Annotated in this window: 24 protein-coding genes; 12 read left to right on the top strand and 12 right to left on the bottom strand. The window is 71.3% G+C overall.

Features of this window, described 5'->3' with window-relative positions:
* Window position 1 precedes the first annotated feature (1 nt).
* The 6 genes from ACFYPG_RS03180 to ACFYPG_RS03155 all read left to right on the top strand — a co-directional run bounded on the left by ACFYPG_RS03180 (window position 2) and on the right by ACFYPG_RS03155 (window position 8,039).
* Complete coding sequence (locus tag ACFYPG_RS03180; protein WP_387349940.1) at window positions 2-1,240, top strand: amidohydrolase family protein; 1,239 nt, start codon at window positions 2-4, stop codon at window positions 1,238-1,240.
* Window positions 1,237-2,880, top strand: a complete 1,644-nt coding sequence (locus tag ACFYPG_RS03175) for a DUF885 domain-containing protein (protein WP_387349939.1) — start codon at window positions 1,237-1,239, stop codon at window positions 2,878-2,880. Before ACFYPG_RS03180 ends, ACFYPG_RS03175 begins: the two co-directional genes overlap by 4 nt.
* A 37-nt stretch (window positions 2,881-2,917) precedes the next feature.
* On the top strand, window positions 2,918-3,289 hold the full coding sequence (locus tag ACFYPG_RS03170; RefSeq protein WP_355006476.1) for a nuclear transport factor 2 family protein: 372 nt from the start codon (window positions 2,918-2,920) through the stop codon (window positions 3,287-3,289).
* A complete protein-coding gene (locus tag ACFYPG_RS03165; RefSeq protein WP_387349938.1) occupies window positions 3,286-3,612 on the top strand; it encodes a TIGR04076 family protein in 327 nt (108 codons plus the stop codon). The genes ACFYPG_RS03170 and ACFYPG_RS03165 overlap by 4 nt, the downstream gene beginning before the upstream one ends.
* Window positions 3,609-4,601 carry an LLM class flavin-dependent oxidoreductase gene (locus ACFYPG_RS03160; protein ID WP_387349937.1) on the top strand — a complete coding sequence of 331 codons (993 nt, stop codon included), beginning with the start codon at window positions 3,609-3,611 and terminating at the stop codon, window positions 4,599-4,601. Before ACFYPG_RS03165 ends, ACFYPG_RS03160 begins: the two co-directional genes overlap by 4 nt.
* Before the next feature lie 102 nt (window positions 4,602-4,703).
* Window positions 4,704-8,039 (top strand): S8 family peptidase, encoded by a 3,336-nt coding sequence (locus ACFYPG_RS03155; RefSeq protein ID WP_387349936.1) that lies wholly within the window; start codon window positions 4,704-4,706, stop codon window positions 8,037-8,039.
* A gap of 168 nt (window positions 8,040-8,207) precedes the next feature.
* Here the strand turns inward: ACFYPG_RS03155 and ACFYPG_RS03150 are convergent, their stop codons facing one another.
* The 12 genes from ACFYPG_RS03150 to ACFYPG_RS03095 all read right to left on the bottom strand — a co-directional run bounded on the left by ACFYPG_RS03150 (window position 8,208) and on the right by ACFYPG_RS03095 (window position 20,182).
* Window positions 8,208-8,723, bottom strand: coding sequence for a DUF2231 domain-containing protein (locus ACFYPG_RS03150; protein WP_387349935.1), 516 nt, complete (start codon window positions 8,721-8,723; stop codon window positions 8,208-8,210).
* Between the two features lie 71 nt (window positions 8,724-8,794).
* Entirely contained in the window at window positions 8,795-9,430 is a 636-nt protein-coding gene (locus tag ACFYPG_RS03145; protein WP_387349934.1) for a LysE family translocator, read from the bottom strand.
* A gap of 2 nt (window positions 9,431-9,432) precedes the next feature.
* A complete protein-coding gene (locus tag ACFYPG_RS03140; protein WP_387349932.1) occupies window positions 9,433-10,179 on the bottom strand; it encodes a metallophosphoesterase in 747 nt (248 codons plus the stop codon).
* A gap of 88 nt (window positions 10,180-10,267) precedes the next feature.
* Complete coding sequence (locus ACFYPG_RS03135; RefSeq protein ID WP_387349930.1) at window positions 10,268-11,311, bottom strand: SEC-C metal-binding domain-containing protein; 1,044 nt, start codon at window positions 11,309-11,311, stop codon at window positions 10,268-10,270.
* A gap of 457 nt (window positions 11,312-11,768) precedes the next feature.
* Window positions 11,769-12,605 (bottom strand): aldo/keto reductase, encoded by an 837-nt coding sequence (locus tag ACFYPG_RS03130; RefSeq protein WP_387349928.1) that lies wholly within the window; start codon window positions 12,603-12,605, stop codon window positions 11,769-11,771.
* Complete coding sequence (locus tag ACFYPG_RS03125) at window positions 12,602-14,404, bottom strand: glycoside hydrolase family 15 protein (protein ID WP_387349926.1); 1,803 nt, start codon at window positions 14,402-14,404, stop codon at window positions 12,602-12,604. Before ACFYPG_RS03125 ends, ACFYPG_RS03130 begins: the two co-directional genes overlap by 4 nt.
* Window positions 14,405-14,474: 70 nt before the next feature.
* A complete protein-coding gene (locus ACFYPG_RS03120) occupies window positions 14,475-14,951 on the bottom strand; it encodes a hypothetical protein (protein WP_387349925.1) in 477 nt (158 codons plus the stop codon).
* Window positions 14,952-15,137: 186 nt separating this feature from the next.
* Complete coding sequence (locus ACFYPG_RS03115) at window positions 15,138-15,542, bottom strand: hypothetical protein (RefSeq protein WP_387349923.1); 405 nt, start codon at window positions 15,540-15,542, stop codon at window positions 15,138-15,140.
* Entirely contained in the window at window positions 15,539-17,992 is a 2,454-nt protein-coding gene (locus ACFYPG_RS03110) for an AAA family ATPase (protein ID WP_387349921.1), read from the bottom strand. The genes ACFYPG_RS03115 and ACFYPG_RS03110 overlap by 4 nt, the downstream gene beginning before the upstream one ends.
* Window positions 17,993-18,073: 81 nt before the next feature.
* Window positions 18,074-19,039 carry a hypothetical protein gene (locus ACFYPG_RS03105; RefSeq protein WP_387349919.1) on the bottom strand — a complete coding sequence of 322 codons (966 nt, stop codon included), beginning with the start codon at window positions 19,037-19,039 and terminating at the stop codon, window positions 18,074-18,076.
* Window positions 19,040-19,043: 4 nt separating this feature from the next.
* Entirely contained in the window at window positions 19,044-19,541 is a 498-nt protein-coding gene (locus ACFYPG_RS03100; RefSeq protein WP_387349917.1) for a hypothetical protein, read from the bottom strand.
* Between the two features lie 80 nt (window positions 19,542-19,621).
* Window positions 19,622-20,182: a DUF4352 domain-containing protein gene (locus tag ACFYPG_RS03095; RefSeq protein WP_387349915.1), complete on the bottom strand. Its 561-nt coding sequence runs from the start codon at window positions 20,180-20,182 to the stop codon at window positions 19,622-19,624.
* 103 nt (window positions 20,183-20,285) lie between these two features.
* Between ACFYPG_RS03095 and ACFYPG_RS03090 the strand changes: the two genes are divergently transcribed.
* The 6 genes from ACFYPG_RS03090 (at window position 20,286) to ACFYPG_RS03065 (ending at window position 26,169) form a co-directional block, all read left to right on the top strand.
* A complete protein-coding gene (locus tag ACFYPG_RS03090) occupies window positions 20,286-22,190 on the top strand; it encodes an N-6 DNA methylase (protein ID WP_387349913.1) in 1,905 nt (634 codons plus the stop codon).
* 191 nt (window positions 22,191-22,381) lie between these two features.
* Window positions 22,382-22,798 (top strand): YbaB/EbfC family nucleoid-associated protein, encoded by a 417-nt coding sequence (locus ACFYPG_RS03085; RefSeq protein ID WP_387349911.1) that lies wholly within the window; start codon window positions 22,382-22,384, stop codon window positions 22,796-22,798.
* On the top strand, window positions 22,788-23,120 hold the full coding sequence (locus ACFYPG_RS03080) for a hypothetical protein (protein WP_387349909.1): 333 nt from the start codon (window positions 22,788-22,790) through the stop codon (window positions 23,118-23,120). Before ACFYPG_RS03085 ends, ACFYPG_RS03080 begins: the two co-directional genes overlap by 11 nt.
* The gene (locus ACFYPG_RS03075) at window positions 23,117-24,499 is read left to right on the top strand and encodes a WXG100 family type VII secretion target (protein WP_387349907.1); all 1,383 of its coding nucleotides are present in this window, start codon (window positions 23,117-23,119) and stop codon (window positions 24,497-24,499) included. The genes ACFYPG_RS03080 and ACFYPG_RS03075 overlap by 4 nt, the downstream gene beginning before the upstream one ends.
* Complete coding sequence (locus ACFYPG_RS03070; RefSeq protein ID WP_387349906.1) at window positions 24,499-24,909, top strand: hypothetical protein; 411 nt, start codon at window positions 24,499-24,501, stop codon at window positions 24,907-24,909. Before ACFYPG_RS03075 ends, ACFYPG_RS03070 begins: the two co-directional genes overlap by 1 nt.
* Window positions 24,910-25,104: 195 nt before the next feature.
* Window positions 25,105-26,169 carry a serine/threonine-protein kinase gene (locus tag ACFYPG_RS03065; RefSeq protein WP_387349904.1) on the top strand — a complete coding sequence of 355 codons (1,065 nt, stop codon included), beginning with the start codon at window positions 25,105-25,107 and terminating at the stop codon, window positions 26,167-26,169.
* Window positions 26,170-26,181 lie beyond the last annotated feature (12 nt).

Here is a 26,181-nt window from a genome sequence, read left to right as displayed (position 1 = left end):
CATGCGCATGCCCACCGAACAGGTCCTGGTCAACCTCGCGCTCTACGACGGTGTCCAGGACGCCCTCCAACCGGATCGCGGCATCTGGATCGACGCCGACGGGATGATCCGTGCCGTCGGTCAGGTCGACGACGTTCTCGCCGAGGCCGGCGCGGCCCGGGTGGTCGACCTGGGCGGCGAGCACGTCATGCCGGGTCTGACCAACATGCACGTCCACCTCTCGCTGGGGTTGCCCGGCCACCTCGCCGACACGGTGCACGGCGCGAACCTGGCCGAGCTGGTGCTGCTGATGGCCGACTCGGCCCGGCGCACCCTGCACTCCGGTGTCACCACCGCCCGCCTGGTCGGGGAGAGCCGGTACGCCGACTTCGCCCTGCGCAAGGGGATCGAGGCCGGCGCGGTCGACGGCCCGCGCATCTTCACCGCGGGGCACGCGCTCTGCTGCACGGGCGGGCACGGCTGGGACGCCGACGCCCTGGAGGCCGACGGCGCGGACGGGTTCCGGCGGGCCACCCGCGAACAGCTCCGCGCCGGCGCCGACCTGATCAAGGTCTGCATCTCCGGCGGGATCGCCGGCCAGCACGAGGCGATCGACACCCCGCAGCTGCTCGACGACGAGATGGCCGCTGTCATCCGCGTCGCACACGACTGGGGGCGCAAGGTCACCGCCCACGCCGGCCCGGCCGACTCGGTCCGCCGCGCCGTCGAGCTGGGCCTCGACTGCGTCGAGCACGGGTACGAGCTGACCGACGACGTCACCCGGCTGATGGCCCAGCGGGGTGTCTGGTACGTGCCGACGATCGTGGTGAGCCGCTGTGAACAGTTCTTCCGCGACTCCGGGGTGCCCGGCTGGCTGATGGACCGGGCCCTCGCGGCCGGCCCACGACACTGGGAGAGCCTCCAGCACGCCATCCGCAACGGTGTGCCGATCGCCCTGGGCAGCGACATGCCCCCGCACGCCGGCTACGACGAGACCACCGCGACCGTCCGTGAACTGGAGTTCATGGTGGACGCCGGGATGCCGGTCGCGGACGCGCTCAAGGCCGCCACCACCCGCCCCGCGCAGTGGCTGGGTCGTGCCGACACCCTCGGCACCGTCGAGGCCGGCAGGCACGCCGACCTGCTGGTGCTGCGCGACGACCCGACCCGCTCGGTCTCCGCGTTGCGCACCCTGCACGCGGTGATGAAGGGCGGGGTGGCGTACCGCGACGACAACGGCCGGTTCGGCGTGCCGCGATGAGCAGCATCACCCAGGTCGCCGACGGGTACCTCGACGCGCTCGCCGAGCTGGACCCGCAGGCGGCCGAGGCGGTGGGGCGTACCCCCGGGTCGCATGTCCCGGATCTCTCCCCGGAGGGGTTCGACGCCCGCGCCGAGCTGGCCCGACGCACCGCGACGGCCGCCGCCGCGGCGACCACGCACGACCCCGGTGAGCGGTCCCTGGCCGACGCCCTGCTCGACCGGCTGGCCAGTGAGGTCGACCTGTACGACGCGGGCTTCACCACCCGACTGCTCGCCCCACTGGCCACGCCGGTGCACCTGCTCCGGCAGCTCTTCGACAATCTGCCCCGGCACACCGAGGACGACTGGGCGGTGGTCGCCGACCACCTGCACCAGGTGCCCGACGCCCTCGACCGGTACGCCGCGACGCTGCGCCGGTCGGCGCGGCAGGGACAACTGGTCGCCCGCCGCCAGGTGCTCGTGGTCGCCGATCAGTGCACCTCCTGGGCCGCCGCCGACTTCTACGGGCGGTTGGTCGACGGCTGCCCCGACGGCCCGGTCGCCGCTCGGCTGCACCGTGGCGCGCGGCTGGCGACCGCCGCCACCGCCGGTTTCGCCGCGTTCCTCCGTGCCGAGCTGGCACCCACGGCGTCCGAGGTGGACGGTGTGGGCGGCGACCTGTACCGGGTCACCGCCCGCAGTTTCCTCGGCGCGACTGTCGACCTCGACGAGGTGTACGAGTACGGCTGGGCGGAGTTGGCAGTCACCGCCGCCGAGCTGCGGACCGTCGCGGGTGAGCTGGGCCATCAGCGGGTGGCTGCCGCGCGGGCGGCCCTGGACGCCGACCCGGCCCGTCGGGTGGCGGCCGGGCCAGCCCTGGAGGAGTGGCTGCGCCTGCGCACCGAGCAGCTGACCGACGCGCTCGACGGCACCCACTTCGACATCCCGGCCGCCACCCGCCGGGTGGTGTGCCGGATCAGCCCCGCCACCTCCGGGGTCATGTACTACACGCCCCCCGACCCGGCGTTGACGCGTCCCGGCGCGATCTGGTGGTCGGTGCCCACCGGCGAGTCGACGGTGCCGGTGTGGCGGCACGTCGGGACGCTCTGCCACGAAGGGCTGCCCGGCCACCACCTTCAGCACGCCGTCACCCTCACCACCGGCGCCCTGCACCCGTGGCAGCGCACCCTCTGCCAGGTGCACGGGTACGCCGAGGGGTGGGCGCACTACGCCGAGCGTCTCGCCGACGAGATCGGCCTCTACGCCGACCCGGCCGAGCGGCTCGGCATGCTCGACGGTCAGCTGTGGCGGGCCGCCCGCGTGGTCATCGACCTGGGTCTGCACCTCGGGCTGCCGATCCCGGCCGGCAACGGGTTCACCGAGGAACGCCGTTGGACGCCTTCTCTCGCGGTGGACGTCCTCACCCGTGTCGTCGGTCTGGACGCCGAGACCGCGCGCTTCGAGGTCGACAGGTATCTCGGCTGGCCGGCGCAGGCCCTGGCCTTCAAGGTCGGCGCGCGGCTGTGGCAGCAGGCCCGCCGGGACGCCGAGCGGCGCGAGGGTACGGCCTTCGACCGGAGACGCTTCCACCACACCGCGTTGGCGCTCGGACCCATGGGACTGGACCCGCTCCGCGCCCGCCTGGCCGACCTGCCCTGACCCCCGCACCGCCGTACCCGATCGGAAGTGACAGCCGATGAGCGATGAGCTCACCACCACCATCACCGACCTGTACCGGTCCCTCGGCGACCGGCCGGCCTTCGACGCGCACCTGCACCCCGACCTGACGTTCTGGGAGTCCGACGCCGACGGCCTGCTGTCCGGCCTGCCCGCGCTGGACGACCTGCGCGACCGGCGGGCGACCCGGGCGACGGGGTCGGCGCCGATCTCGGTCGCGCCGGAACACCTGCGTGCCGACGCCTGGGGCGACACCGGTCTGGTCCGGTACGTGCTGCGGGCCCGCTTCGCCGACAGCCGGCCGGACGAGTGTTTCCGGGTCACCGACGTCCTGCGCCGCGAGGACGGCTCCTGGCGCATCGTGCACCACCACGCGGAGGCCGTCCGATGAGCGCCGAGGAACCCACCACCGACCTGTACGACCTGCGGGTCGTGGTGGAGCGGATCGAGGGCCGCTCGGTGTGCGGCCTCAAGCCGGGCGACCACTTCGACGTGACGGAGTCGAATCGGCTGACCATCCCGGCCGGGGGGCACTTCTGCCTCTACGCCCTGGCGGCGTGCCTGCCGATGCTGCCGGCGAAGCAGCGGGCGCTGGCCGAGGGTGACTGGATGGCCCGGGACAGCCACGTCGCCTGTCCGGACCCGGACGAGCGGCTCATCATGCGCATCGAACGGACCGGCCTTCAGCACATCCCCACCGAGGAGCTGACGTGAGCGCTGGGCTGGTCGGCATCGGCCTTCAGTCCGACAAGTCCGCCGACGAGTACGCGGAGCTTGCCGAGTTGACCGAGCGGCACGGCTTCGACGTGCTGTCGGTCTTCGGTGACCTGATGTACCAACCGCCGATCTTCCCGTTGCTGGTGGCGGCCCGGCACACCCGGCGGATCCGCCTCGGCGCGGCGTGCCTCAACCCGTTCACCATGCACCCGGTCGAGGTCGCCGGTCAGGTGGCCGCGCTGGACCTGGCCTCGCGGGGTCGGGCCTACCTGGGCCTGGCCCGGGGCACCTGGCTCAACGAGATCGGTGTGCCGCAGGTCCGTCCGATCCGGCGCATCGTCGAGACGGTCGCCGTCGTGCGGCTGCTGCTCGCCGGCGACGACAGCGGTTTCCAGGGTGGGGAGTTCACCGTCGCGCCGGGCACGTCGCTGCGGTACACGCCGGCCCGTGCCGACGTGCCGGTCCTCGTCGGCACCTGGGGGCGGCAGACCGCGCGGGCGGCGGCCGGGTTCGCCGGTGAGGTCAAGGTCGGCGGGTCGGCCAACCCGGCGATGGCCCGGATGATGCGCGCCTGGCTGGATGACGCGGCGGTCGCGGACCCGGACGGCACTGGTGTCGTGCTCGGCGCGGTCACCGTCGTCGACGAGGACGGTGCGCTGGCACGGCGGGTGGCCCGCCGGGAGGTGGCCATGTACCTGGCGGTGGTCGCCGCCCTCGACCCGACGATCGAGGTGGACCCGGAGCTGCTGGCCCGGATCCAGCAGCACGTCGGCTGTCGGGAGGACGACCTCGCCGGCGCGCTGATCGGCGATGACCTGCTCGATCTGTTCGCCTTCTCCGGCACGCCCGAGCACGTCGCGGGGCAGGCGGCGGCGGTGTTCGACGCCGGGGCGAGTCGGGTGGAGTTCGGCACCCCGCACGGGTTGACGCCGCATGGCGGCATCGACCTGCTCGGCCGGCGGGTGCTCCCACTGTTAAGAGCGTGAAAACCTCCTCGTCGAGGGCTCCCCGAAGATCGTTGACCTGCATATGATCTTGCGGGAAGTTGCCCGAAGAGGCACTTTCGTCCACATTAGACGAGGAGCACCATGCTCAGGAAAACGCGGTGGCTGTTGGCGGTTGCCGTCACGGCCACGACGCTGACCGCCCTACCGGGCGGCGCAGCCACAGCCGGCGGCATCGACCGACCCGGCGCACCCGCCGCCTCGGTCGACGGCAAGACCCACACCGTCACCCTGCTGACCGGCGACGTGGTGACCGTCCGCAGCAACGGCTCGGGATGCCCGCAGGCCACGATCCGGCCGGTCGACGAGAACGCGGTGATCCACCAGAGCTGCGGCCCCGACGGTCACCTGCACGTCATCCCCGCCCGCGTCGCGTCCCAGGTCGGCCCGGTCCTCGACCCGGACCTGTTCGACGTCACCACCCTGATCGCCGACGGCTACGACGACGACAACTCCGCCGAGCTGCCGCTGATCGTGCAGCCCGCCACCGCGTCCGCCCGGGTGGCCGCGCTCGGTGACGTGCTCCCGCTGCCCAGCATCGGCGCGGTAGCCGGCCGCGTACCCAAGAAGAGCGCGGCAACGGCGAAGCTCGCCACCAACTCGCTGCTCGCCGGCGCGAAGAAGGTCTGGCTCGACCGCAAGGTGCACGCCACCGCCCTGACCGGCGGTGGGCGACCCGCCGGCCTGGACCGCAACCTCGGCCAGATCGCCGCGCCGGACGCCTGGAAGGCCGGCTACACCGGCAAGGGCGTCCGGGTCGCGGTGCTCGACACCGGCGCCGACTTCACCCACCCGGACCTGGTCGGCCGGGTCGCCGAGCGGGCCGACTTCACCGCCGAGGGTGGTGACGCCGTCGACCACAACGGCCACGGTACGCACGTCGCCTCGACCATCGCCGGCACCGGCGCTGCCGCACACGGTCAGCGTCGCGGCGTGGCACCGGACGCCAAGCTGGTGATCGGCAAGGTTCTCGACGACCACGGCTCTGGCGAGGACTCCGGCATCATCGCCGGCATGGAGTGGGCCGCCACCCGGGCCGACGTCATCAACATGAGCCTCGGTGGCAGCGCACCGGACGACGGCACCGACCCGCTCTCGCTCGCCGTCGACGGTCTGAGCAAGTCCACCGGCGCCCTGTTCGTCATCGCCGCGGGCAACAGCGGCGCGCAGATCTCCTCGCCCGGGTCGGCCGCCACCGCGCTCACCGTCGGGGCCGTCGACCGCGACGACAAGCTCGCCGACTTCTCCAGCCGGGGACCGCTCGTCACCAGCAACGTGGCCAAGCCGGAGCTCGTCGCACCCGGTGTCGACATCGTCGCCGCCCGGGCCGCCGGCACCAACCTCCAGGACCCGATCGACAGGTACTACGAGGCGATCAGCGGCACCTCGATGGCGAGCCCGCACGTGGCGGGCGCCGCCGCGCTGCTCGCCCAGCGCCACCCGGACTGGACCGGAGAGCGGCTCAAGGCCGCCCTCGTCGGCGCCGCCGACCCGCTCACCGGCATCGACCCGTACGCCGTCGGCGCCGGCCGGCTCAACGCGGCCCGTGCCCTCGGCGGCCCGACCAGCGACCAGCCGGTGGTCAACCTCGGCACGTTCGCGTACCCGCAGTCCGGAACCAACGAGACGAAGCTGAGCTGGACCGGTGAGTCGACTGCCGTTCTCGACCTCGACGTGTCAGTCGTCAACCACGACGGCCAGCCCGTACCGCGCGGCGCGGCGTCGCTGTCGACGAGCCGGGTGACCCTCAAGCGCGGCGTCACCGCTGCGGCGACTTTGCGCGTCAATCGTGCGGCGCTGGCCGCCCGGCCGGGCTTCTACCTGGCCACCGTCACCGCCCGCACCGGCCGCAAGCTGGTCGCGACGACCCCGGTGAGCTTCTACGTCGAGCCGCCCAGCTACGACCTGACGATCCAGACCAAGCCGATGCCCGGTCTGCGGGACGGCGCGGACACCTGGATCAACCTCATGGTCGCCAACCTCACCGACCCCCTGCTGTTCTACGGCGGGGGCGGCGGCACGCCCGGGGAGACCTTCACCCTGCGGGTGCCGGCAGGCCGGTACTCGGTGCTCGGCGCGTCGATCGCCTACTACGTCGACAGCGACGTGCAGGAGAGCACCCTCACCGCGGCGGGTGACCTGGACGTGCACGCCCCCCGAAGCGTGACCCTCGACCCGGCGCAGGCCCGGCCGGTCACGGCGACCGTCGACGGGGCGGCCACCACGACCACCCGGACCGACGTCACCACCTTCCAGACCGCGGTGAACGGCCTGCCGTGGTGGCACCAGATCAGCGGGTTCGGCGTGGCCACGGCGGTCCGCAGCGTGGCGATCCCGAAGCCCACCATCGGATCGCGGCGCACCTGGGCGGCCGTCAACATGGACTCACCGGCCGGCACCGCGAAGCCGTACCGCTACAACATCGTGCACGAGTACGCCAACGGCGTGCCGGCCGACCCGTCGTTCCGGGTGACCAGGGCCGAGCAGGCCCGACTGGCCCGCATCGACGAGCGGTTCCACCAGACCGACTCACCGGAGATGTACACCCTGCTGGTCCGCACGGGCTCCACGCCTGACGGGGTGCCGGTGACCCAGACCTACGAGGGCGTCATGCCGCCGAGCCGGACGTCGTACCTCTCGCCCGAGATCGTCTGGGCCGACCAGGGTGTCTACGGCGGACTGGGGGCCATGGAGGCGCCGCGTCAGTACCGGCCGGGCAGCCAGCAGTCCAAGGTCTGGGCGCGGCAGCCGCTGCACTCCGACTGGTACGACGACCCGGCCGGCGCCGACTGGAGTTGTGCCACCCCGCCGTCGCGGTCCAGGGGCAACCTGCACCTGGACATGGTGACGCTGACCGACCAGCACCAGCGGGCCGACTGCCTCCAGGGCGAGGCGGTCGGTGTGAAGCGCAAGCTGTCGCTGTACCGCGACGGCAAGCTGGTCGACGAGCGGTCCGGCCCGTACGGCGACTTCAGCGTTCCGCAGTCGATGGCCGACTACCGGGTGACTCTCGACGTCGACACGAGCCTGATCCTGCCGATCTCCACCAAGGTCAACACGTCGTGGACGTTCCGGTCCGCCGGCCCGGACGGCACCGGGAGCGTGCCGTTGCCGCTGCTCGCGGTCGACTACGCCCTGCCGATGGACCACAACAACCACCCGGTCGACGGAACGGCCGAGCTGGCCGTCCGGCAGGCGCACGGTGTGAAGACGCAGAAGGTGACGTCGTTCCAGGTCTGGACGTCGACCGACGACGGCGCCACCTGGAAGTCGGCCCGGGTCACCGGCAGCGGCGACAGTTACCGGGTCGAGCTGCCGAGAGCCACCTCCGGTCAGGCAGTCTCGCTGCGGGTGAAGGCCGCCGCCAACGGCGGTAGCGGAATCGACCAGACGATCATCCGGGCGTACCACGCCGGCTGACCGTCATCCCGCTGGTGCGGCCCGGGCCCCCAACCGGGCCGCACCAGCACCCCGCCGGTTTGTGGGAGCCCTCGATTTCCGAGCATCCGCTTCGCCGTCGGAGCGGTGCTCATCTCGGGGTGGCTCGTGGCGGTCTCCTGGCGAACACGCGACGAGGTCGCCTGACCGTCACTGGCCCTCCCAGACCGCCTTCGCCCCGGAGTCGCCGGTGCGCACCACGTAATACACGGTGACGGCGGCGGCCACCAGCGACAACACCTGCAACGCCAGGGTCAGCGGCCGAGCGGGTCGCCCGTCCGCGCTGGCGTCGGCGGCCCTCGGCGGGACGAGCCGGACCAGCGCCAGGGCCACCACCCCCAACCCGATGCTGGCGTAGAGCGTGATGTCACCGAACTCCTGGTGTGCCTCCAGCTTCGGGAGGAACTCGGGAGTGACCCGGTTGGCGGCGCGCATCCGATCGAGGAAGGCGTCGCCGGAGAGCTTCGTCAGCAGGGCGGCGACCGGCGCACCCACCGCCAGCAGACCCAGCACCCACCGGGTGTGCGGCCGGATCGGCGGGACGAACGCGTAGCCGACAGTCAGCAGGGCCAGCAGCGGCACGAACGCGACAGCGGCGTGCAGCAGCAGAGGGTGGGCCGGGATGCCCATGATCTCCTCGAACATCGGCGTCTCCTCCGGTGACATCGGCCTGGACGGTGATCGTCCACACCGGGACGCTATCGGTACCACGCGGGCGTGTCATCCCCGTCGATCGCTCAGGTCGTCGCCGCGCGGACGCCGAGGCCGACCAGGATCACACCGGTCAGCCGATCGAGCATTCGTCGCACCGATGCGGTGCGGAGCAACCGGGCGGCGGCACCGGAGACGACGGTCCAGCCGGCGAGCCAACAGGTGTGCAACGCGGCGTGCGCTGTGGCGAGCAGCACCATCGGCAGCAGCACCGGTCGGCCCGGTTCGAGGAACTGCGGCGCCAAGGTGAGGTAGATGGCGGCGGCCTTGGGGTTCAGCACGTTGCCGAGCAACCCTTGCAGGTACGGGTGGTCCACGCGCCAGGGCAACCTCCGGGCGGAAACCGTGGGTCGCCGTCCCGCCTCCGTGCGACGGCGTGACGCGGACCAGAGCATCCAGAGCCCGAGCCCGACCAGATAGCCGGCCCCGACCAGCTTGACCACCCAGAACGCCTGCGATGAGCGGAGCACCAGCGCGGCCAGGCCGACAGCGGCAAGCGTGGCGTGCACGTAGAGCCCGGTCACCGTACCCAGGATCACCCACCAGCCCTGCCGCCGCCCGCCGCTGGCGACCCGCGAGACGACCAGGGTCAGGCTCGCGCCCGGCGTGGCGGTGATCGGCGCGACGGCGATCAGGAAGCCGAGCACCGCGACCCCGTGCATCCTCAGACCACCACCCGGTAGTGGGTGGTGAGCAGGCCGGCGTCGTCGTAGACGTGGAACGCGACGCCGGGCGGCTGGGTCTGGGTGGTCAACGGGCCGTCGCCCTCCCAGGGCATCCGCAGGGTGGAGACCACACCCGGGGCGATCCGCAGTGGACGGCCCGCGAAGGTGCTCGCGGCGGCGGTGTGGAAATGCCCGGTCAGCACGGCGACGACCTGCGGGTGGGCGGCGACGAGCTCGGCCAGGGGGTCGGCCGGCAGTAGCCGCATCGGGTCGATGACCGGGTGGTGCAGCACCACCGGCGGGTGGTGCAGGGCGATGAACGTGGGTGTCCCGTCCGGCACCGAACCCAGCTCGTCGGCGAGCCAGGCCATCGTCTCCTCGTCCAGGTGACCGTCGTCGGCGCCGGGCACGGAGGAGTCGGCCAGGAGGAAGACCGCCCCGGCCACGTCGTGGCGGGCGTTGATCGGGCCGGTGCCGCCGTCGTCGTCACCGAGCAGACCCTTGCGGTACGCGGCGCGCACATCGTGGTTGCCGGGACAGACCATGACCGGCAGCGGGGATTCGAAGAGCTTCGTGGCGGTCTCGTACTCGGCCACCTCGCCGTTGTCGGCGATGTCCCCGGTGATCAGGATCGCGTCGACAGGTCGTGGCAGGCCGTGCAGATAGTCCATGACCCGGGCGGTCCGCTCGGCCGACCGGGGATGGCTGTCGAGGTGGGTGTCACTGAGATGCGCGATGACCAGCACGAGGCTCTCCTAACGGCTATCAACGTGTAAGCCGTCAGGAACGCTACTCCGGGCCAGGTCGGCCAGCGCAGCGCGATGACCGCCGCGGTCAGCTCCGCGAGCGCGGCAGGCAGTCCTTCTTGTACTTGAGGCCCGACACGCACCAGCAGGCGTCGTTGCGCTCCGGCGGCCAGGCGATCCGCGCGCTGGGCCGCGCCGACACCTCGGCCGCGTAGCCGGCCCGGACCGCCGCGTCGGCCGGATCGCCGTCGCGTCGACCGGCGAACGCGGTCAACCCGGCCACTGTCGCGCCGAACACGCCCAAACCGGCCTGACCGGCACCCCGCAGCCGAACCAGCTCCGTCTCCAGCCGGCCCCGGTGCGCGTCCCAGTCCGGCCCATAGACGTCTGCGAGGGCGGGATGCTCGGCGAGCAGGCGATCGAACTCGGCCCGCGGCCAGAAGAGCAGATCCGACTCGGCGTCCCTGCGCTCACCGGCCCGACGGACGAGCTGGGTCTCCAGCCGGTCCGCCAGGTCGTCCTGCCGGTCGTGCGGCAGGTTCAGATTGCGTCGTACCCGATGGCGCTGTTGCAACAGGAAGAAGGCGACACCTGGCGCGTCCGGCGGACCGAGGTCGACCACCGGGTCGATGGCGGTGCTGGCCGGCCCGGACGCCGCGGTCGCATGCTCCTTGAGGAGCGTGTCGACCGCCTCGCTCAGCCACGTCTCGGCGGTCGCCGAACGCCCACCGGCGTCCAGCGCGGCACTGACGTAGGCGGGGGCGTCGGGCTGCACGAGCAGCAACGGGCGCAACGCGGTCAACTCCGCCATCGCCTCGTCGTCGTGACCGCCGGCCCGGAACAGCGCGCGGGCCCGCAGCGCGCGGGCGAAGCCGGCCCGAGGATCATCGCCGGACGGGTACGCCGCCAGGGCCTGCTCCGCGTACCGCAGCGCGGCCTCGGGCCTGGCCCGGATCTCCGCGATCTCGGCGGCCAGTGTCAGCGCGTCCCCGGCGTCGTCAGGGTCCTCCAACCGGCCCTGCTCGACGGCCTCCGCGAGGTCGGCGGCGACACCGAGCGGATTCGCCGTCCCGAGCGCCGAGCGGCGAAGTTCGGCGAGGCCAGCCTTGGTGAGTGTCTCTCTCGTCGGCACGATCTCACGGTACGTCGGGGTGCTCGCGGTATGCGGGCAGATCACCTGTTACCCCGCTCTCATGCCGCCCGCCGACCAGTCGAAGCGCACCTCACCGGAGCCAGAGGCGGCCCGGGCGTGGTGACCCGCCGCCCGCAACGTCTGGACCAGCCGGCGACCGGTCTTGCCGGTGCCGGCCATCACGAGTGGTCCCGCCGACGCCCCCGCAGAGCCGCGAGCACGGGCAGTCGACAGTGCCGACCACCAACGAGCGGGTCGAGGTGACCGTCCGCGACGGGTACAACGCCCGACCGGTCACGCTGTCGCTGTTCGAGCTCCGTGAATGTTGCCGGCCGATGTGGTGATGAGCGTGATGACTCACAGGCATATTGATGCCTCACAGTCATCACGCTCATTACCGCGTCCGGTCCCGCAGGCATCACGCTCCGTGGTGCTGGTCGAGCATGCTCGGGGGCGATCAGAACTCCTCGTACACCGCCGGGTCCTGGTCCGAGAGGCGCCCGTCCGGGCGGCCCAGCGCGGTGATGGCCTCGACCTGCGCGTCGGTGAGCGTGATACCGAAGACGTCCAGGTTCTCGGCCTGCCGCTGCGGGGAGGCGGCCTTGGGCAGCGGAATCACCTGACGGGCCACGTGCCAGGCGAGGATCGTCTGCGCCGGGCTGACGCCGAGCGCGGTCGCGATCTCCACGACCACGGGGTGCTGCTGGAGGTCGTTGCCGTGGCCGAGCGGGCTCCACCCCTGCACCAGGATGCCGTGCTCCCGGTGGTAGTCGAGCGCCTCCTGCTGCGGAAAATACGGGTGCACCTCGATCTGGTTGACCACCGGGGCCACCCCGGTCTCGGTCACCAGCCGCTCGATGTGCTCGGGCAGGAAGTTGGAGAGCCCGATGTGCCGCACCAGGCCACGCGCACGCGCCTCGATCAGCGCCCGCCACGCCTGCACGTACAGGTTTTCCTTGGGGTTCGGCCAGTGGATCAGGTACAGGTCGACCCGGTCGAGGCCGGTGCGGAACACACTCTCCTCGATGGTGGTCAGCGCCTCGTCGTAGCGGTGGTGCCGGCCCGGCAACTTCGAGGTGACGACCAGCTCGTCCCGCACGTCACCGGCCGACCGGGCGGCCCGGCCGACAGCGCCCTCGTTCTCGTAGTTCACCGCCGAGTCGATCAACCGGTAGCCCGTTCGGATCGCCTGACCGATCGCGTCGACACCCGCCGAGCCGTTCAGCTTGTACGTGCCGAGCCCGATCGCCGGCAGAGTCGTGCCGTCAGCGGCCGTCAGGTGCGGAATCGTCATGATCGGAACCCTACCCGCGTGGGGGCGTCCCGGATGGCGAGCGCGGCCTGTATCAACGCGGCGTGCGTCAGCGTCTGAGGGTAGTTGCCGAGGTGGGCACCCGTCGCCGGGTCCACCTCTTCCGGGTAGAGGCCGAGTGGGCTGGCGTGGTCGAGCATGGCCGCGAACAGTTCGACGGCCTCACGGCGACGCCCGGTGCGGGCGAGGGCCTGAACGAGCCAGAACGAGCAGGGCAGGAACGCGCCCTCGGTGCCGGGCAGCCCGTCCCGCCCGGGCGGGTAGCGGTAGAGCAGCGGACCGCCGGCGGACAGTCTTTCCCGGATGGCGTCGACGGTGCCGCGTACCCGGGGTGAATCGGTCCGGTCCATGTCGAGCAGCGGCAGGACGAGCAGGGCCGCGTCGAGATCCGGCGAGCCGTAGGTGCGGACGTAGCTGCCCGCCGTCGGGTCGAAACCGCGCGTCCGGACCTCGGCGGCGATGGCGTCCCGGGCGTCCTGCCAGCGTCGACGTTGACGCTCCGGCAGGGGATGAGTGCCAGCGATGACCAGAGCCCGGTCCAGCGCGAGCCAGCCCATGAGCTTGGAATGGACATGGTGGGCCGGCTCCCGTACCTCCCAGATACCGGCATCGGGCTCCCGCCAGCGACCGGCGACCACGTCAGCGAAACCGCGTACCGCCCGCCACGTCTCGGCCGGGAGGCGGTGCCCGGCCTGAGCGAACACCCAGGCGGCGTCGATCACCCACCCGTAGCCGTCGAGCTGGTGTTGACCTGCGGCGCCGTTGCCCATTCGTACCGGAACGCTGTTGAGGTAGCCGGGCCAACCGGCCAGTTCACGTTCCGCTGGAACGCGCCGGCCGTGCAGGGTGAGCAGCGCCGGCAGGCGTGGCCGTTGCAACCGGGTGGCGTGCAACAGCCAGGCGAGGAAACCGCGTGCCTCGTCGGTCTTGCCGACGCTGAGGAAGGCGCCGACACCGATGCTCGCGTCGCGGGGCCAGACATAGCGGTAGTCCCAGTTCCGTACACCGCCGGGATCCTCGGGCAGTGACGTGGTGGGCGCTGCCACCGGCGCTCCGGAGGGCGAGTAGGTCAGCAGCCGCAAGGTGAGCAGACTGCGTACGACGTGTTCCCGGAACGGCAACCGCTCATCGATCTCCGCGGTCCAGGCCCGCCAACGGGCCTCGTCCTCGACGAGCAGTTCCCAGGCGGCTGTCGGGTCGACGTGGATCACCGGTTCGCGGTGGGCCACGGCCAGTACGACTGTGACCGGATGTCCCGGCCTGACCGTGATCGAGGTGGGCCGACCCGGTTCACATCTGAACGTGGGCGTGCTGTTCAGCGCGACCGCCAACGCTCCCCACTCACAGACGAGCCCTTGGCGCCGGTGCTGTGCTCGGGGCCGGTGGTGCCGCGCGCCAAGGCGGGGATCGAACTCCACCACCGCCTCGACCGCTGCCTGCTCGGCCGACAGCCGTCGCACGATCAGTGTCGTGGGCAGCAGGCGACCGCTGACCTCGGCCACCATCGCCTCCGTGAGGCGGAGCCGCCCGCCGCCCGCCGCCCAGGCGGTCTCCAGGGTGGCGGTGTGCTGCCGGTAACGGCGTTCAACGACGGAGGCCGGCCCGGCCGGGCCCACCCGGAACGTTCCGGCGTCCGGGCCCCCGACCAGTCGGCCGAACAGAGGATCGCCGTCGAAGCGTGGAACGCAGAACCAGTCCATCGCGCCGTCACTCGCGACCAGGGCGGCGGCGCGCGTGTCGCCCAGCAGACCGTAGTCGCTGATCGGTGGCCCGCCGTTCATGGAGATCGCTCCTCGATGCGCCACGCCGGGGAGCAGCCCGTGTCGGGCCGGGACGGCGGTCGAGCGCCGGTCACCTGGCCTGCAGGAGCAGCCCGAGACAAACCCCGTAGACGAGGTGGACGACAGCCGTGACCAGCGGGGTCTGGATGCCGTAGTTGAGGGCGAACAGCCCGGGCGGCTCCAACACCGCCGTGCTGGCCGGTCCCGCCCGTTGCGAGGCCATGCGCGGATGGACACCAGGAAGCAGCGGCAGAATCACCGTCAGCGCGATCCCGACGTGCACAATCCCGAGCAGCGCCCCGATCCACCAGTCCGCCCGGTGCAACAGCGCGAACGTGGCCGCGTAACCCAGGGCGAAACCCTGACCGGTGCAGAGGTGGAGGAAGAACCCGACAACCCGGGCCCGGTCGGGGTCCTCGGTGACGAAGGCCCCCAGCACCAGGGGGATGTCGAGCCGGGTGAGACCGGCCAGTTGAGCGGTGATCATCGCCGCGGTGAGCGCCGCAGTGGCGACCAACCCGAACAACGCCCATCCGGCCCAGTCCATCTCAGCAGTCGTCGATGTCGCGAGCGTTCGCGGTCATCGGTCACCCTCCGGCTGAACAGCGTGAATCCCACGGCCCGGACCGGACACCAGCCCACCGGGTGTCCGGTTTCTCACCATAAGCCACTGGAGCTGTCGCACCGACCTGCTCGCCCAGACGCCCCGCGACGAGTTGGCAGGGGAACGTGGTCAGTCTCTGGTGTCCACGGTCGGATCAAGTCGCGCGAGCAGGGTGCTCACCTCGGTGTGCAGGCGACGCAGCTCTGCTGCCGTGGGGGCCAGCTCGTAGCAGTGGTGGTGCGTGGCGGCGGAGAGCGTCGCCCAGGCGAACGCCACCCGACGAGCGGTTTCGCGGCCGGGACCGAGCCGGCCGCGCAGCATCAACTGCTTCGCGCGGCCCTGCCGGCACGCCGCGACGGTCAGCTTCACCCGCCGCCAGTAGGCGTCGACGCCGCCTTCGAGGGCGAGCCGGATCAGGCAGGCGCAGGCCCGCGGCCACCAGCCCGCGGTCACGGCAGTAGCGCCGAGCAGCCCGGCCCCGCGTAGAAGCTGATCGGCCGCCGCCAGGCAGCGCTGTGGCGTCGGCGCGGTCACGACAGCGCCGCCGTGAGGAGGCGGGCGTCCGCGACCAGGCCGGGCAGGTCCGCCAGGTACGCGCCGTGCACGCCTTCCCGACACGCCTGGTACGCGTTGACAGCCCGTCGTCCGTGCCGGCGGCCCAGCCAGCCGAGCACGTCACCACCCTTCTCGGCGTCGTCGAACACCGCAAGGGCGACGATGGTGGCGACTCGACTCGACGCGTCCTCGATGGCCGCCTCGATGTCGGCGTGCCGGACACCCCGCGCCACCCGGTTTCGCCACACTGAGCGGTGGCAGGCCGCCTCGACCGCAGAGCGGCACAGCTCCGCGACCACCGGCCCGCGCACCTCGGCGGGGATCTCCTCGTTGCGCGCCAACGCGTACGCGTCGTCCAGGTAGCGGGTCACCGGGTCGGAGCCGGGCCGCAGCGTCACCACCGACTTCTCCGCGCGGGTCACCTCGATGATCCGCGCCTTGCCGAGATCGAGTCGGCGGACCGCGTCCGGCAGCCGGGTGTCGTGGGTGAAGACGACCACCTGCCGCTGCTCGGCCAGCTCGGCGAGCACCCGGGCCAGACCGTCCACCTTCGACGGATCCATGCTCTGCACCGGGTCGTCGACCACGATGAACCGGAACGGGCTCTCCGGGGCGCAGCTTCGCGGCAGGAACGTCGCCAACCCGAGCGCCTGCATCTCACCCTGACTCATCACACCCAGCGCCGTGCCGTTGTCGGCGCCGTCCACGCTGACCGGGAAAACCACCCGCCGTCGGGTGTTCGCGCCTGCCAACGTCATCGCACCCAACTCGACGTTGCTCTCCTGCCGCAGCTGCGCCCAAATTTGCTGCGAGTGCCCGGCGAACGGCGCGACCCGCTCGTTGCGGATCTCTGCACCGGCGTCCTTCAGCCAGGCGCGCGCGGCCTTCAACCGGGCCACTGTCGCCTCCCGCGCCGGCAGCCCGCCGACGGTCGCCACCCACTCGCGCACGTCGGCCGCCGCCGCTCGCCAGCCGGTGTCGCGCTGCCGCAGAAACCCCTCGGCGTATGCGCGGGCCGCGTCGGCCGCTGCCACCACCGCCGGGTACCGCGCGGCCAGGTGGTCGGCCAGCTCGGCAGGCTCTCCGGGTACGCGCCGCAGCGCAACAACGGCGTCGCGCAGCACCCCGACCGTCGGCTCCGACCCGGCGGCCTCGGGCACGACGAGGTCGTCGATCAGGTGGTGCGTCTGCCGCAGCAGGGCCGTCAGCCGGGTCGTCGCCGTCTGGGCGGCGACGCTGCGCTGCCGAAGCTCGCCGAGCGACTGTGCGGCGGCGGCACGCCAACCACCGTCGAGGGTGCCGGTGACGCAGACCGGGCACGACCCGTCGCCCTCGTCCTCGTGATGTTCGAGGGCGAGGCGGAGCAGCTCGGCGCTACGCAGTGCGGCCCGGGACCTGCCACCGTCGTACCGCTGGGCCTCGACCGCCGCGTCCCGCAGCTGACCGGCCAGCCGGGTCACCTCGTCGACCGGCGGCGGGGCGAGGGCGGCGAGCTCCCGACAGAGCAGCACCTCCCGGTCGGTGGTCGCCTCGTCGGGCTCGTCGAGGATCGCCGTCACCGCCGCGAGGTCGACCGCGCCCCGGCCACGCAACAACGCGGCGGTCCGCCGGGCCCGGTCGTCGGCGACGCCGTCGAGCGTGGCGACCAGGGTGGCGCGCTGTGCGCGTACCTCCTTGATGCTGGTGTCGTGCGGCCGGGCGGCGCGCAGCAGACGCTGGTCGGCGTCGGTGAGCGCGTCCAGCCCGAGGATCGCGAAGAGCGCGTCGAAGAGCTGACTCTGCGTTCCCGCGGCGAGCTTGCCCAGCTCGGCGGCGGTGAGGAATGGCCGGTACAGCTCCAGCGGGCGGGCCAGACCCAGCTCGGAGAGGCCCGCGTGCCGGCCCTGCGCGCTGGTGACGGTCACCTCGGCGTCGGCCAGCTCGGCACCGACCGGCCAGGCCCGGTGCACCCGCGTCGGCGTGGCCACCCCGTCGACACGCAGCTCCACATCCACCCAGCACGGGTCCGGGTTGTGCAGGTTGCGCCACCCCGTACGCCAGACGCTGGTCTTGTCGGCCCAGCGGGCGCTGTCGCCGGTGAGGGCGAGTTCGGCGGCCTCGGCGAAGCTGGACTTGCCGGAGCCGTTGCGGCCGACGACCAGGGTGAAGCCCGGGCCGGGGCCGATCTGGATGGTCCGTTCCGGGCCGACGCCGCGGAACCCGGCGACGGTCACCGACTTCAACCAGATCCGTTCCGCCGGACCGTCGTCGGCGGGGGAGCGGGGGTCGAGCCGGGTGGGAGTACCGGCGAGCGCGGCGGTCAGGTCCTCTTCGCCGGTGAGGGCGGCGAGGACGAGTTCGGCGGTCTCGGTCGGTACGTCGTCAGCGGCGGCCAGTCGGTCGAAGATCAGCTCGATCAGCGGGGCGGTGGTCTGTGCGGGCTGGGTCATTGTCGTCTCCAGGCGTGTGGTGTCCGCGGGCCGACGGCTCGTCGACCCGCCCGGGTGAGCGGTGGATGTCGATGCTTCGGCTCAGCGCGCGGGGCGCCACTCGCCGCAGTTTCGGGAGCTGAAGGCGTAGTCGGAGGAACGGATGGTTACCTGCACTCGCCGGGCGCTGTTGGTGAAGTAGTTGTCGATGGTGTCGCCGGTGCTGTTCTGCCGTTCCCAGTAGCAGCCGTCGACGTCGGTGGTGACGTATGTGCCGGGCTTGATCTCCTTACCGACGCGGAAGGTGCCCTCGCCGAAGATCCGACCTTGGGCTGCCAGGTCAGCGTCGACCTGCCCGCGCATCACCGTCTCGCGCCACTTCTTGGCGTACGGGTAGGTGGGACAGAGCAGGAGGGCCGCGTTGATCTCCGGGATCTGCTCGCTGCTGGCGGCGAAGTCCGCCTCCAGGTAGATGTCCTCCGGGTCGACGGCGGCGCACATCTCGTACAGGGTCGTGATGTCCCCGTCGTCGTACTTCGACGTCGTCAGCGCGGCCTTTTCGGTATCGGTCACGGGATGGATCTCCGCCTGGGCGCCGCAGGACGTCGGCTTCGCCGCCCAAACCTCACTGAAGTCCGGTCGGCCGTCCTTGCCAGGCCGCACCGTGAGCAGCGCATCCCAGTCGTTGCCCGTGTCGCACTCAAAGCTGACCGGCGGCTGCTGCGGGGTGTTTTTGGGGTCGTCGGGGTAGGCGTCGCTGGAGTCGGGGATGCCGTCGCTGTCCCGGTCGGGCGGTGGCGGTGTCGGCGACGTGCTGGGTGAAGCGGGCGCGATCGGGGATGCGGACGCCAGCGTGGCTGTGGGGCGCTGTTCATCGCCGCAGCCCGTGACCATCGTCGCCAACAAGGCGGTGGTGAGCAGGACGCCGGTGGCGCGGACGGCTTGACGCAGGTGGACGGTCCGCGCCGAGCAGCGGAGGGTGCCGTACGGGTGGGGGAGGGACATCGTCGTCTCCAGGGCGCGGAAGGACAGCGGTACGGCCGAGTGCCGGACCGGGATGAATGGCAAGGAGTCAGTTCGAACGGGTGATGATCATTTGGAGGCCGTCATCCGGGTGGTAGATCCACGAAGCGCTCATGTCCTCCCACTCGCCGGACTGCCGTCCGTCCAGCGCACGTGTGCCTTCGATCTCCGCGATGACGGCGTCGGGCACTTTCAGCTCGGTCAAGTAGCACTGCAACTGCTCCAGCTTCAGGCCGGTTCGCTCCTTGCCGACGCTGCGCAGCGTGACGGAGTTGCCGTCGTCGCCCAGCATCGCCCAGTCCTCCCTGCCGGCACCGCAGGCTTGTCGGGCCGCCTCCAACGGCGAATCGCGCTGCATCAGGAGGAGGATGCTCATGGCCGTAGCCAGCAGAATTACCACTGCCGACGCCACGATCAGGTAGCGACGTCTGCCGATCGGCGTTGTGCTCGCGCTGGAGGCGTCAACCTCAGGGTTGGCCGAGATGCCCGGGGTCGACTCTGGATGCTCGGGACTCTCGTGCGGATCTGGAGTGATCGGGTCGGTCATCACCGGTTTCCTTCTGTGAACAGGGATGGTGTGAACAGCCGGGGCGGATCGTTCAGACCCGCCCCGGGGTGGGGGAGAGGTCAGCCGAGCGTGACTTCGACGCCGCCGGAGAACATCGAGTCGTGCAGCTCGAGCTTGGTGAGCTTGACGTTCTTGGGGATGTCGAAGACCACGACGCCGTTGACCTGGTTGCCGGGGTTGATGTCGTTGAGGAACGTCTCGGCGTTCTTGTTCGCGTAGATCGCCGCGCCGGTGTCGGCGGAGTACTCGGTACCGTCGGCCGCGTACGCCTTCTGGCTGCTGCCGTCGAACATCTGCGCTTCCTTACCGATGTTCTTCACGTTGACCGTGACCAGGCAGAACTGGCCCTGCGCCTTCTGGCCGAGCATGTCGCTGCCGATCTTGGCGACGCCACACTTGGACGACTTGACGGTGAACTCGAACTTCCCGTCCCGGGCCGGCTGCCCGATCTTGGCGGTCTTCGCCGGCTTCTCCTCGGCCTTGGCGCCGCCTTCGTCGCCGCTGGAGCTGCTCGCCTTGCTGTCGCTGCTGGAGTCGCTCGCCTTGTCCACGGCGCCGGAGCCGCAGCCCAGGGCGATGAGGCCGGTGGCGAGCAGAGCGAGAGTGGTGGTCTTGCGCATCGTTGTCCTCCTGAAGTGACCGTTGCGGGGTCAATAAGAGCATCCGTCTGACAACACTGTCAACAGACAATCTCATGCTTGACAGGCGTGGGAGACTTTCGGCGTGGAAAACCCGACCATCACGGCAGCGGAGATCGCCCGGCTCGCCGGTGTCGGTCGCGCTGCAGTCAGCAACTGGCGTAAACGGCATCCCGACTTCCCCGCCCCGGTGGGCGGAACGACGGCGAGCCCCGAGTTCGACCTGATCCAGGTCGAGCAGTGGTTACGCACCCTGGGCAAGCTCCCCGAGCTCGCCACCGCCGACCGGCTTTGGCGACACCTCGCCGCGGCCAGCGACTCCCCGGCCGCCGGCCTCGCCGCCGTCGGCGCCCAGCTGCTGGCCCGTCAACGCGGCTCCCGCAGCGCCAGCATCGACGCCCAACTCACGCCGCTGCTGCCCGACGTCGACGCTCTCGCCGACGAGTTGGGCCCGCAGGGCGCGTTCGACGAGCTGTGGCAGCGGTTCTCCGCACCAGGGCCCGGCCGCCCATTCGCCACCCCCGACGACCTCGCCGACCTGATGATCGGGCTCGCCAACGTCGGCGGCGGCTCAGTGCTCGACCCGGCCGCCGGCTCCGGCGCGATCCTGCGAGCCGCCGCCCGCGCCGGCAGCACCTCGATGTACGGGCAGGAACTCGACGACGAGCTGGCCCGGCTCGCCGGCCTGTGGCTGGCCCTGCACGACGTACCCGGGGAGGTCAACGGCGGTGACTCACTGCGCGCCGACGCCTTCGCCGGCCGCGCCGTCGACGCCGTCGTCTGCCACCCACCCTTCGGTGCCACCAACTGGGGCGACGAGGAACTCGGCCACGACCCCCGCTGGATCGTCGGCACCACACCCCGTACCGAACCCGAGCTGGCCTGGGTGCAACACGCCCTCGCCCATGTGCGGGTCGGCGGGCACGCCGTCCTGCTGATGCCACCCACTGTCGCCAGCCGCCGCGCCGGCAAACGCATCCGCGGCGAACTGCTCCGCCGAGGTCACCTGCGCGCCGTCATCGCGCTCCCACCGGGGGTGGCGGCGCCACACGGCGTACCCCTGCACCTGTGGGTGCTGCGACGCGCCGCGACCGACGCGCCGCCACCAGCGCGGGCGCTGCTGATCGACGCTGCCGGCGGCGAGCTGGCCGACACCGCGCCGCGCGTGCTGGCTGCTTGGCGGGCCTTCGCCACCGCCCCGAACGGTGACGTCGAGGAGGCCGGGTTCGCCCGCGCGGTCCCGGTCATCGAACTGCTCGACGAGGAGGTTGACCTCACCCCCGCGCGCCGGCAACCCGCCGTCGTGGGCGAGGCTTCCGGAGAGCATCTGGTACGCACCAGAGAACGACTGGCCGCCATCGTCGGCGAGCTGCCGGCGCTGCTACCGCAGGTCACGCCCGCGCCCGACGGGCCGGACGGCCTCTTCCTTACCGTGGGGGAACTGGCGAAGACCGGGGCGCTGCACCTGATCGGTCCGATCCGCGCCGGCACCTCCACACCCGCACCCGACGGGCCGCTCGTGCTCACCGTTCAGGACGTGCTCGCCGGGGCGGAGGCGTCCGGGCGGGTCGACGACCGGTTCGGGCAGGAAATCCCCCTCGCGGTGGGGGACGTGGTGGTGCCGATGATCGCGCGGCAGCTCACCGCACGGGTGGTCACCACCGAGGGGATGCTGTTGGGGCGCAACCTGTACCTCCTGCGGCCCAACCCGGCGGCGTTGGATCCGTGGTTCCTTGCCGGTCAGCTACGGACGTCGGCGAACGTGAAACAGTCGTCGAGCCTCTCGGGGACGATGCGGTTCGACATTCGGCGCGCGCAGGTGCGGCGGCTGTCGCTGGACGAGCAGCGGACGCACGGGGACGCGTTCCGGCGCCTGGACGCCTTCGAATCGGCGATCCGGCAGGCCGCCTCACTGGGGGCGGAGCTGGCGCAACTCACCGCCGACGGACTGGCGCGCGGGGCCCTGCGGCCGGACGCCGGCATCCGATGAGGCGGTGCCTTGGCCGTTGCCGAGGTCGACCAGCGTGATCCCGGTCGCGGCGTACTGAGTTGTCGATCGGCGCCCCTGTCGGGCCCTCGCTCGATGGCTGCGGGGCATCGTTCATCGCGATCGTGGTGCAGAGTGGTGGGCTCGGCGTCAGTTGAACGATGGCGCCGAGGTACGTAGCGGGGAGGCTGGGAATGCTGGGTCAAGATCCGGACGCGGCACAGGAGTTGATGCATTCCTGGACGGCCGAGCTGTCGACACGAGCTCAGGCTGCGGCCGAACTGTCGGACCGGGTCGCGACCATCGCAGCGTCGGCGACCGGCGCGAACGGCGCGGTGCGCGTGACGGTCGCCGCCTCGGGGGCTCTTACGGACCTACGGTTGGACGACCGCGTTCAGCGGATGCGCGGCTCCGAACTTGCCAGCATCATCATGGCCACGCTCGCCCGTGCACAGGCCGGGTTGACCGAGCAGGTGAGCATTGCGGTGCACGACACCGTGGGCACCGACTCGGAGACCGGGCGGGCGGTCACCGACTCCTTCGCCAGGCGGTTCCCCAGGCCCGCTGACGAGCCCGATCGGTGGGAGCGGGACGCCAGAAATGGCTGGTGACGCTGAGATGCAGATGTCGGTGGCGGCGGTGATTCGGCACGCCGCGACGGTCGACGACACCGCCGACAGCATGGAAGCCGCTCGCGGAGCGGCTGCGTACGTGCAGATGGGCGCTGACGCGTACGGGCAGATCTGTGCGTTCCTGCCTCGGTTGATCGACCCGGTGGCGGACAGGGCGGTGACGGCGCTGGGAGAGTCCGCCATGGCGCTGCGCGAAGCGGCAGCCAACCTACGAGCGGTTGCTGCCGCGACCGAAGCCACCGACGCGGCGAGCGCACGACGACTTGCCGACAGCGCCGGCCGGTTGGAACTGCCGCTGTGACCGAAGCAGCGGTCAACCCGCTGGTGGTGCAGCGCCACGACTCGACCCAGTGGTACACCGGGCTCGGGTTGGTCGAGGACGTCGCCGACACCGTGTCGGGCATCGAGTCGGGAAGCTGGATCGACTCGACGATCGGTGGTGTCGCCACGTCGATGGATGCGTTGGCCACCGTGCTTGACCCGCTCGGCTCGCTGGTCAGTTGGGGCGTCGGCTGGTTGCTTGAACACGTCAAGCCGCTGTCGGACGCGCTGGACTGGCTGGCCGGCGACCCGGATCAGATCAACGCGTACGCGTCAACGTGGCGCAACGTCGCGAAGCAGAGCACCGATGCGGCGGCCGATTTGCAGGCGGCGATCTCGTCCCAACTTTCTGAGTGGGAGGGCGCCTCGGCGCGCGCGTACCGGGCGCACATGTCTGGCCAGGTGCGGGCGATGGAGGGCATCGCGCGGGCTGCCGGCGGCATCACTTCCTTGGTGGAGGGCGCAGGGCTGCTGGTGGCGTTGGTCCGCGAGTTGGTCCGGGACCTGATCGCGGACTTCGTATCCGTGCTGGCGGTCCGACTGCCGCTCTGGCTGGCCGAGACCGGCGCGACGTTGGGCTTGGCGACCCCGCTGGTGATCTCTCAGGTCAGCAGCCTGGTGGCCAAGTGGGCGGCGCGGATCGGCAGGCTGATCAGCGCGCTGATCAGTAGCCTGCGTCGGCTGGCCCCGCTTCTCCGACGCTTGGGCGACCTGATCGACGAGCTGAATGGCCTGCTGCGGCGGGCCGCCCGCGCCGACCCGGTCAGCCCGGCGAACGGCGCCACACCCGGTGGGCGCCGGGCGGCCTCGGGAGACCCGGACCTGGACTCGATGGGGCGTCGGTCGGACTGGGAGGATCCCTCCGCACATCCGCAGACGCCGCCACCGCCGGATGCGGACCTTCCGGCCGGGGATCCGGTCTACCACCGCCCGAACAGCACGGCCATCGGCTACGACAGCGCCACGATGCGCAACTTCGACGCTGTAGCACCGATCCCCGGCCATCACGACGTGGTGGTGCACGGCGAACGTAGTGGGCTGTTCCGCCCCGGCCTCGTCGGCGCTGACGGCGCCGACCACCCCGCCAACTTCACCCACCCACAGCAGATCGCCGATGCCATCCGCGCCAACCCGCACTACGACGGTGGCCCGGTACGGCTGGTCTCCTGCCACACCGGAACCGTCGCCCCCGAAGCCGGCGTGCCACCAGCAGCGCAACAGGTCGCCGACGCCCTCGGGGTGCCGGTGACGGCACCGACGGACGCGGTCGGTGTCGACCGGTATGGTCCGGTAGGGCAGACCCCGATGATCCGGGGCGGCGGAGAGTGGAAGACCTTCTATCCGAACGGTGGGCGTTGATGGGCGGCGGTCAGCTGAAGACGGCGGGGATGTTCCGCGAATTCGGGCCGGTCCGTTCCGCCGAGCCGCAGGAAAGCATCTTCGACAGCGTCGCCGATCAGGAACTGCCGGACCTCACTCAGGTTGTCAGCTACCTGAACTCAGGGCACGTCCTCATCGACGTGATGGACGTGGCCAACGACGCCTTCGACTCGACCCGCCAGGTCATGAACGGCTCGACCGTTCTGACCGACGGTGACTGGCTCTGGCGGAAGGACCTCGCCTACTACGTACGGCGTCACCGCGTCGCATTGCCGGCGGACTTCCTCGCACTCATCCGCGAGCGTGACTACGTCGTCCCTTCCCGGGGCGTGCCGGAGTTGACCGCGTGTTCCCGGCAGGCACGCGACCTGATGTTCTGGAACAGCTGACACGCTTTCTGGTGTCGTCAGATATCCGACGACGGCGCATCGAGCCGTCTGAAGTATGAATTCAAGGCCTCAGAGGAACCGCCATTCGGACGCTTCCTCGTCGAAAGTTCAACGTTGTACGGTCATGCGTCTGCCGGGCGTCGAGCCGACAGGGCAGACGTTCAATTTGGGTCTGTGTCATCGTGAGGGGGACGAATGACGCTGGGCAGAATCGGCGGCTATGAACTGGTCAGGCCGCTGGGCTCAGGTGGCATGGGCGACGTGTTCTTCGCGGTGTCGCCGACCGCCGAACGGGTCGCCGTCAAGGTGATCAAGCAGCACCTGATCGAGGCGCCGACGGTGCGGGAGCGGTTCGCCGCCGAGGTCGACAGCCTCAAACTGGTCTTCGGCTCCCGGGTAGCCCGCCTGGAGGGCGCGGACCCCTACGCGAACCCGGCATGGCTCGCCGTGGAGTACGTCCCCGGGTCCACGCTGCGCCAGCACGTCGACGCCCGAGGGCCACTCTCCCTGCCGGTGGCCGCGATGGCCGGCGCGATGCTTGCCGAAGGCCTCGCCAAGGTGCACGAGGTCAAGCTGCTGCACCGTGACCTCAAGCCGCAGAACATCATCCTCGGCCCCGATGGTCCCAAGCTGATCGACTTCGGGTTGGCGGTGTTGAGTGACCGGAATGATTACCTGACCGAGCCCGGCGCCCTGGTCGGCACTCCCGCCTACATGTCGCCCGAGCAGGTCAAGGGTGAGCGGGACCTCACGCCGGTGGTCGACGTCTATGCGCTCGCGGCGACGCTGGTCTTCGCGCTGACCGGGCGCGGGCTTTACCCGCCGACCAACTCGTGGAATCTGCTGCTGCGCATCAGCGAGCCGAGTGACCTTCCCGACCTGTCCGGGGTGCCAGCGGAGCTGGTGCAGTTGCTCGGCACGATGCTCGCGTTCGATCCCACCGCCCGACCTGGGCTGACCGACGTTCGCGCCCGGTTGCTCGCGGTCGCCACCGCTACCAGCGGCAAGAGCGTCCTCGCCCTGCGCCAGGAAGTCGCCGAACTCACCTACGACGGTGGCACGGAACTGCTGGTCCCTCCGGACCTGGATGATCCGCGACAGGACCCGGAGGGCACGCCTGGCATTGAGGCGGACACCGTCCCGGTGCCGGAGACGACCCCCACGAAGGTCGACGCCGAGCGGCCCGCCAAGGTGCCAGCCGATGTGACGTGGCTCGTCGACAAGATGCGCCGCCAGTACGCCCGCCGCTCGACCCTGTAGGAAGGCACTACC

This window comes from Micromonospora sp. NPDC005553, from assembly GCF_042871765.1.
Taxonomy (GTDB): domain Bacteria; phylum Actinomycetota; class Actinomycetes; order Mycobacteriales; family Micromonosporaceae; genus Micromonospora.
The sequence above is the reverse complement of the archived record's forward strand: the minus strand, read 5'-3'. Positions and strand labels throughout refer to the sequence as shown.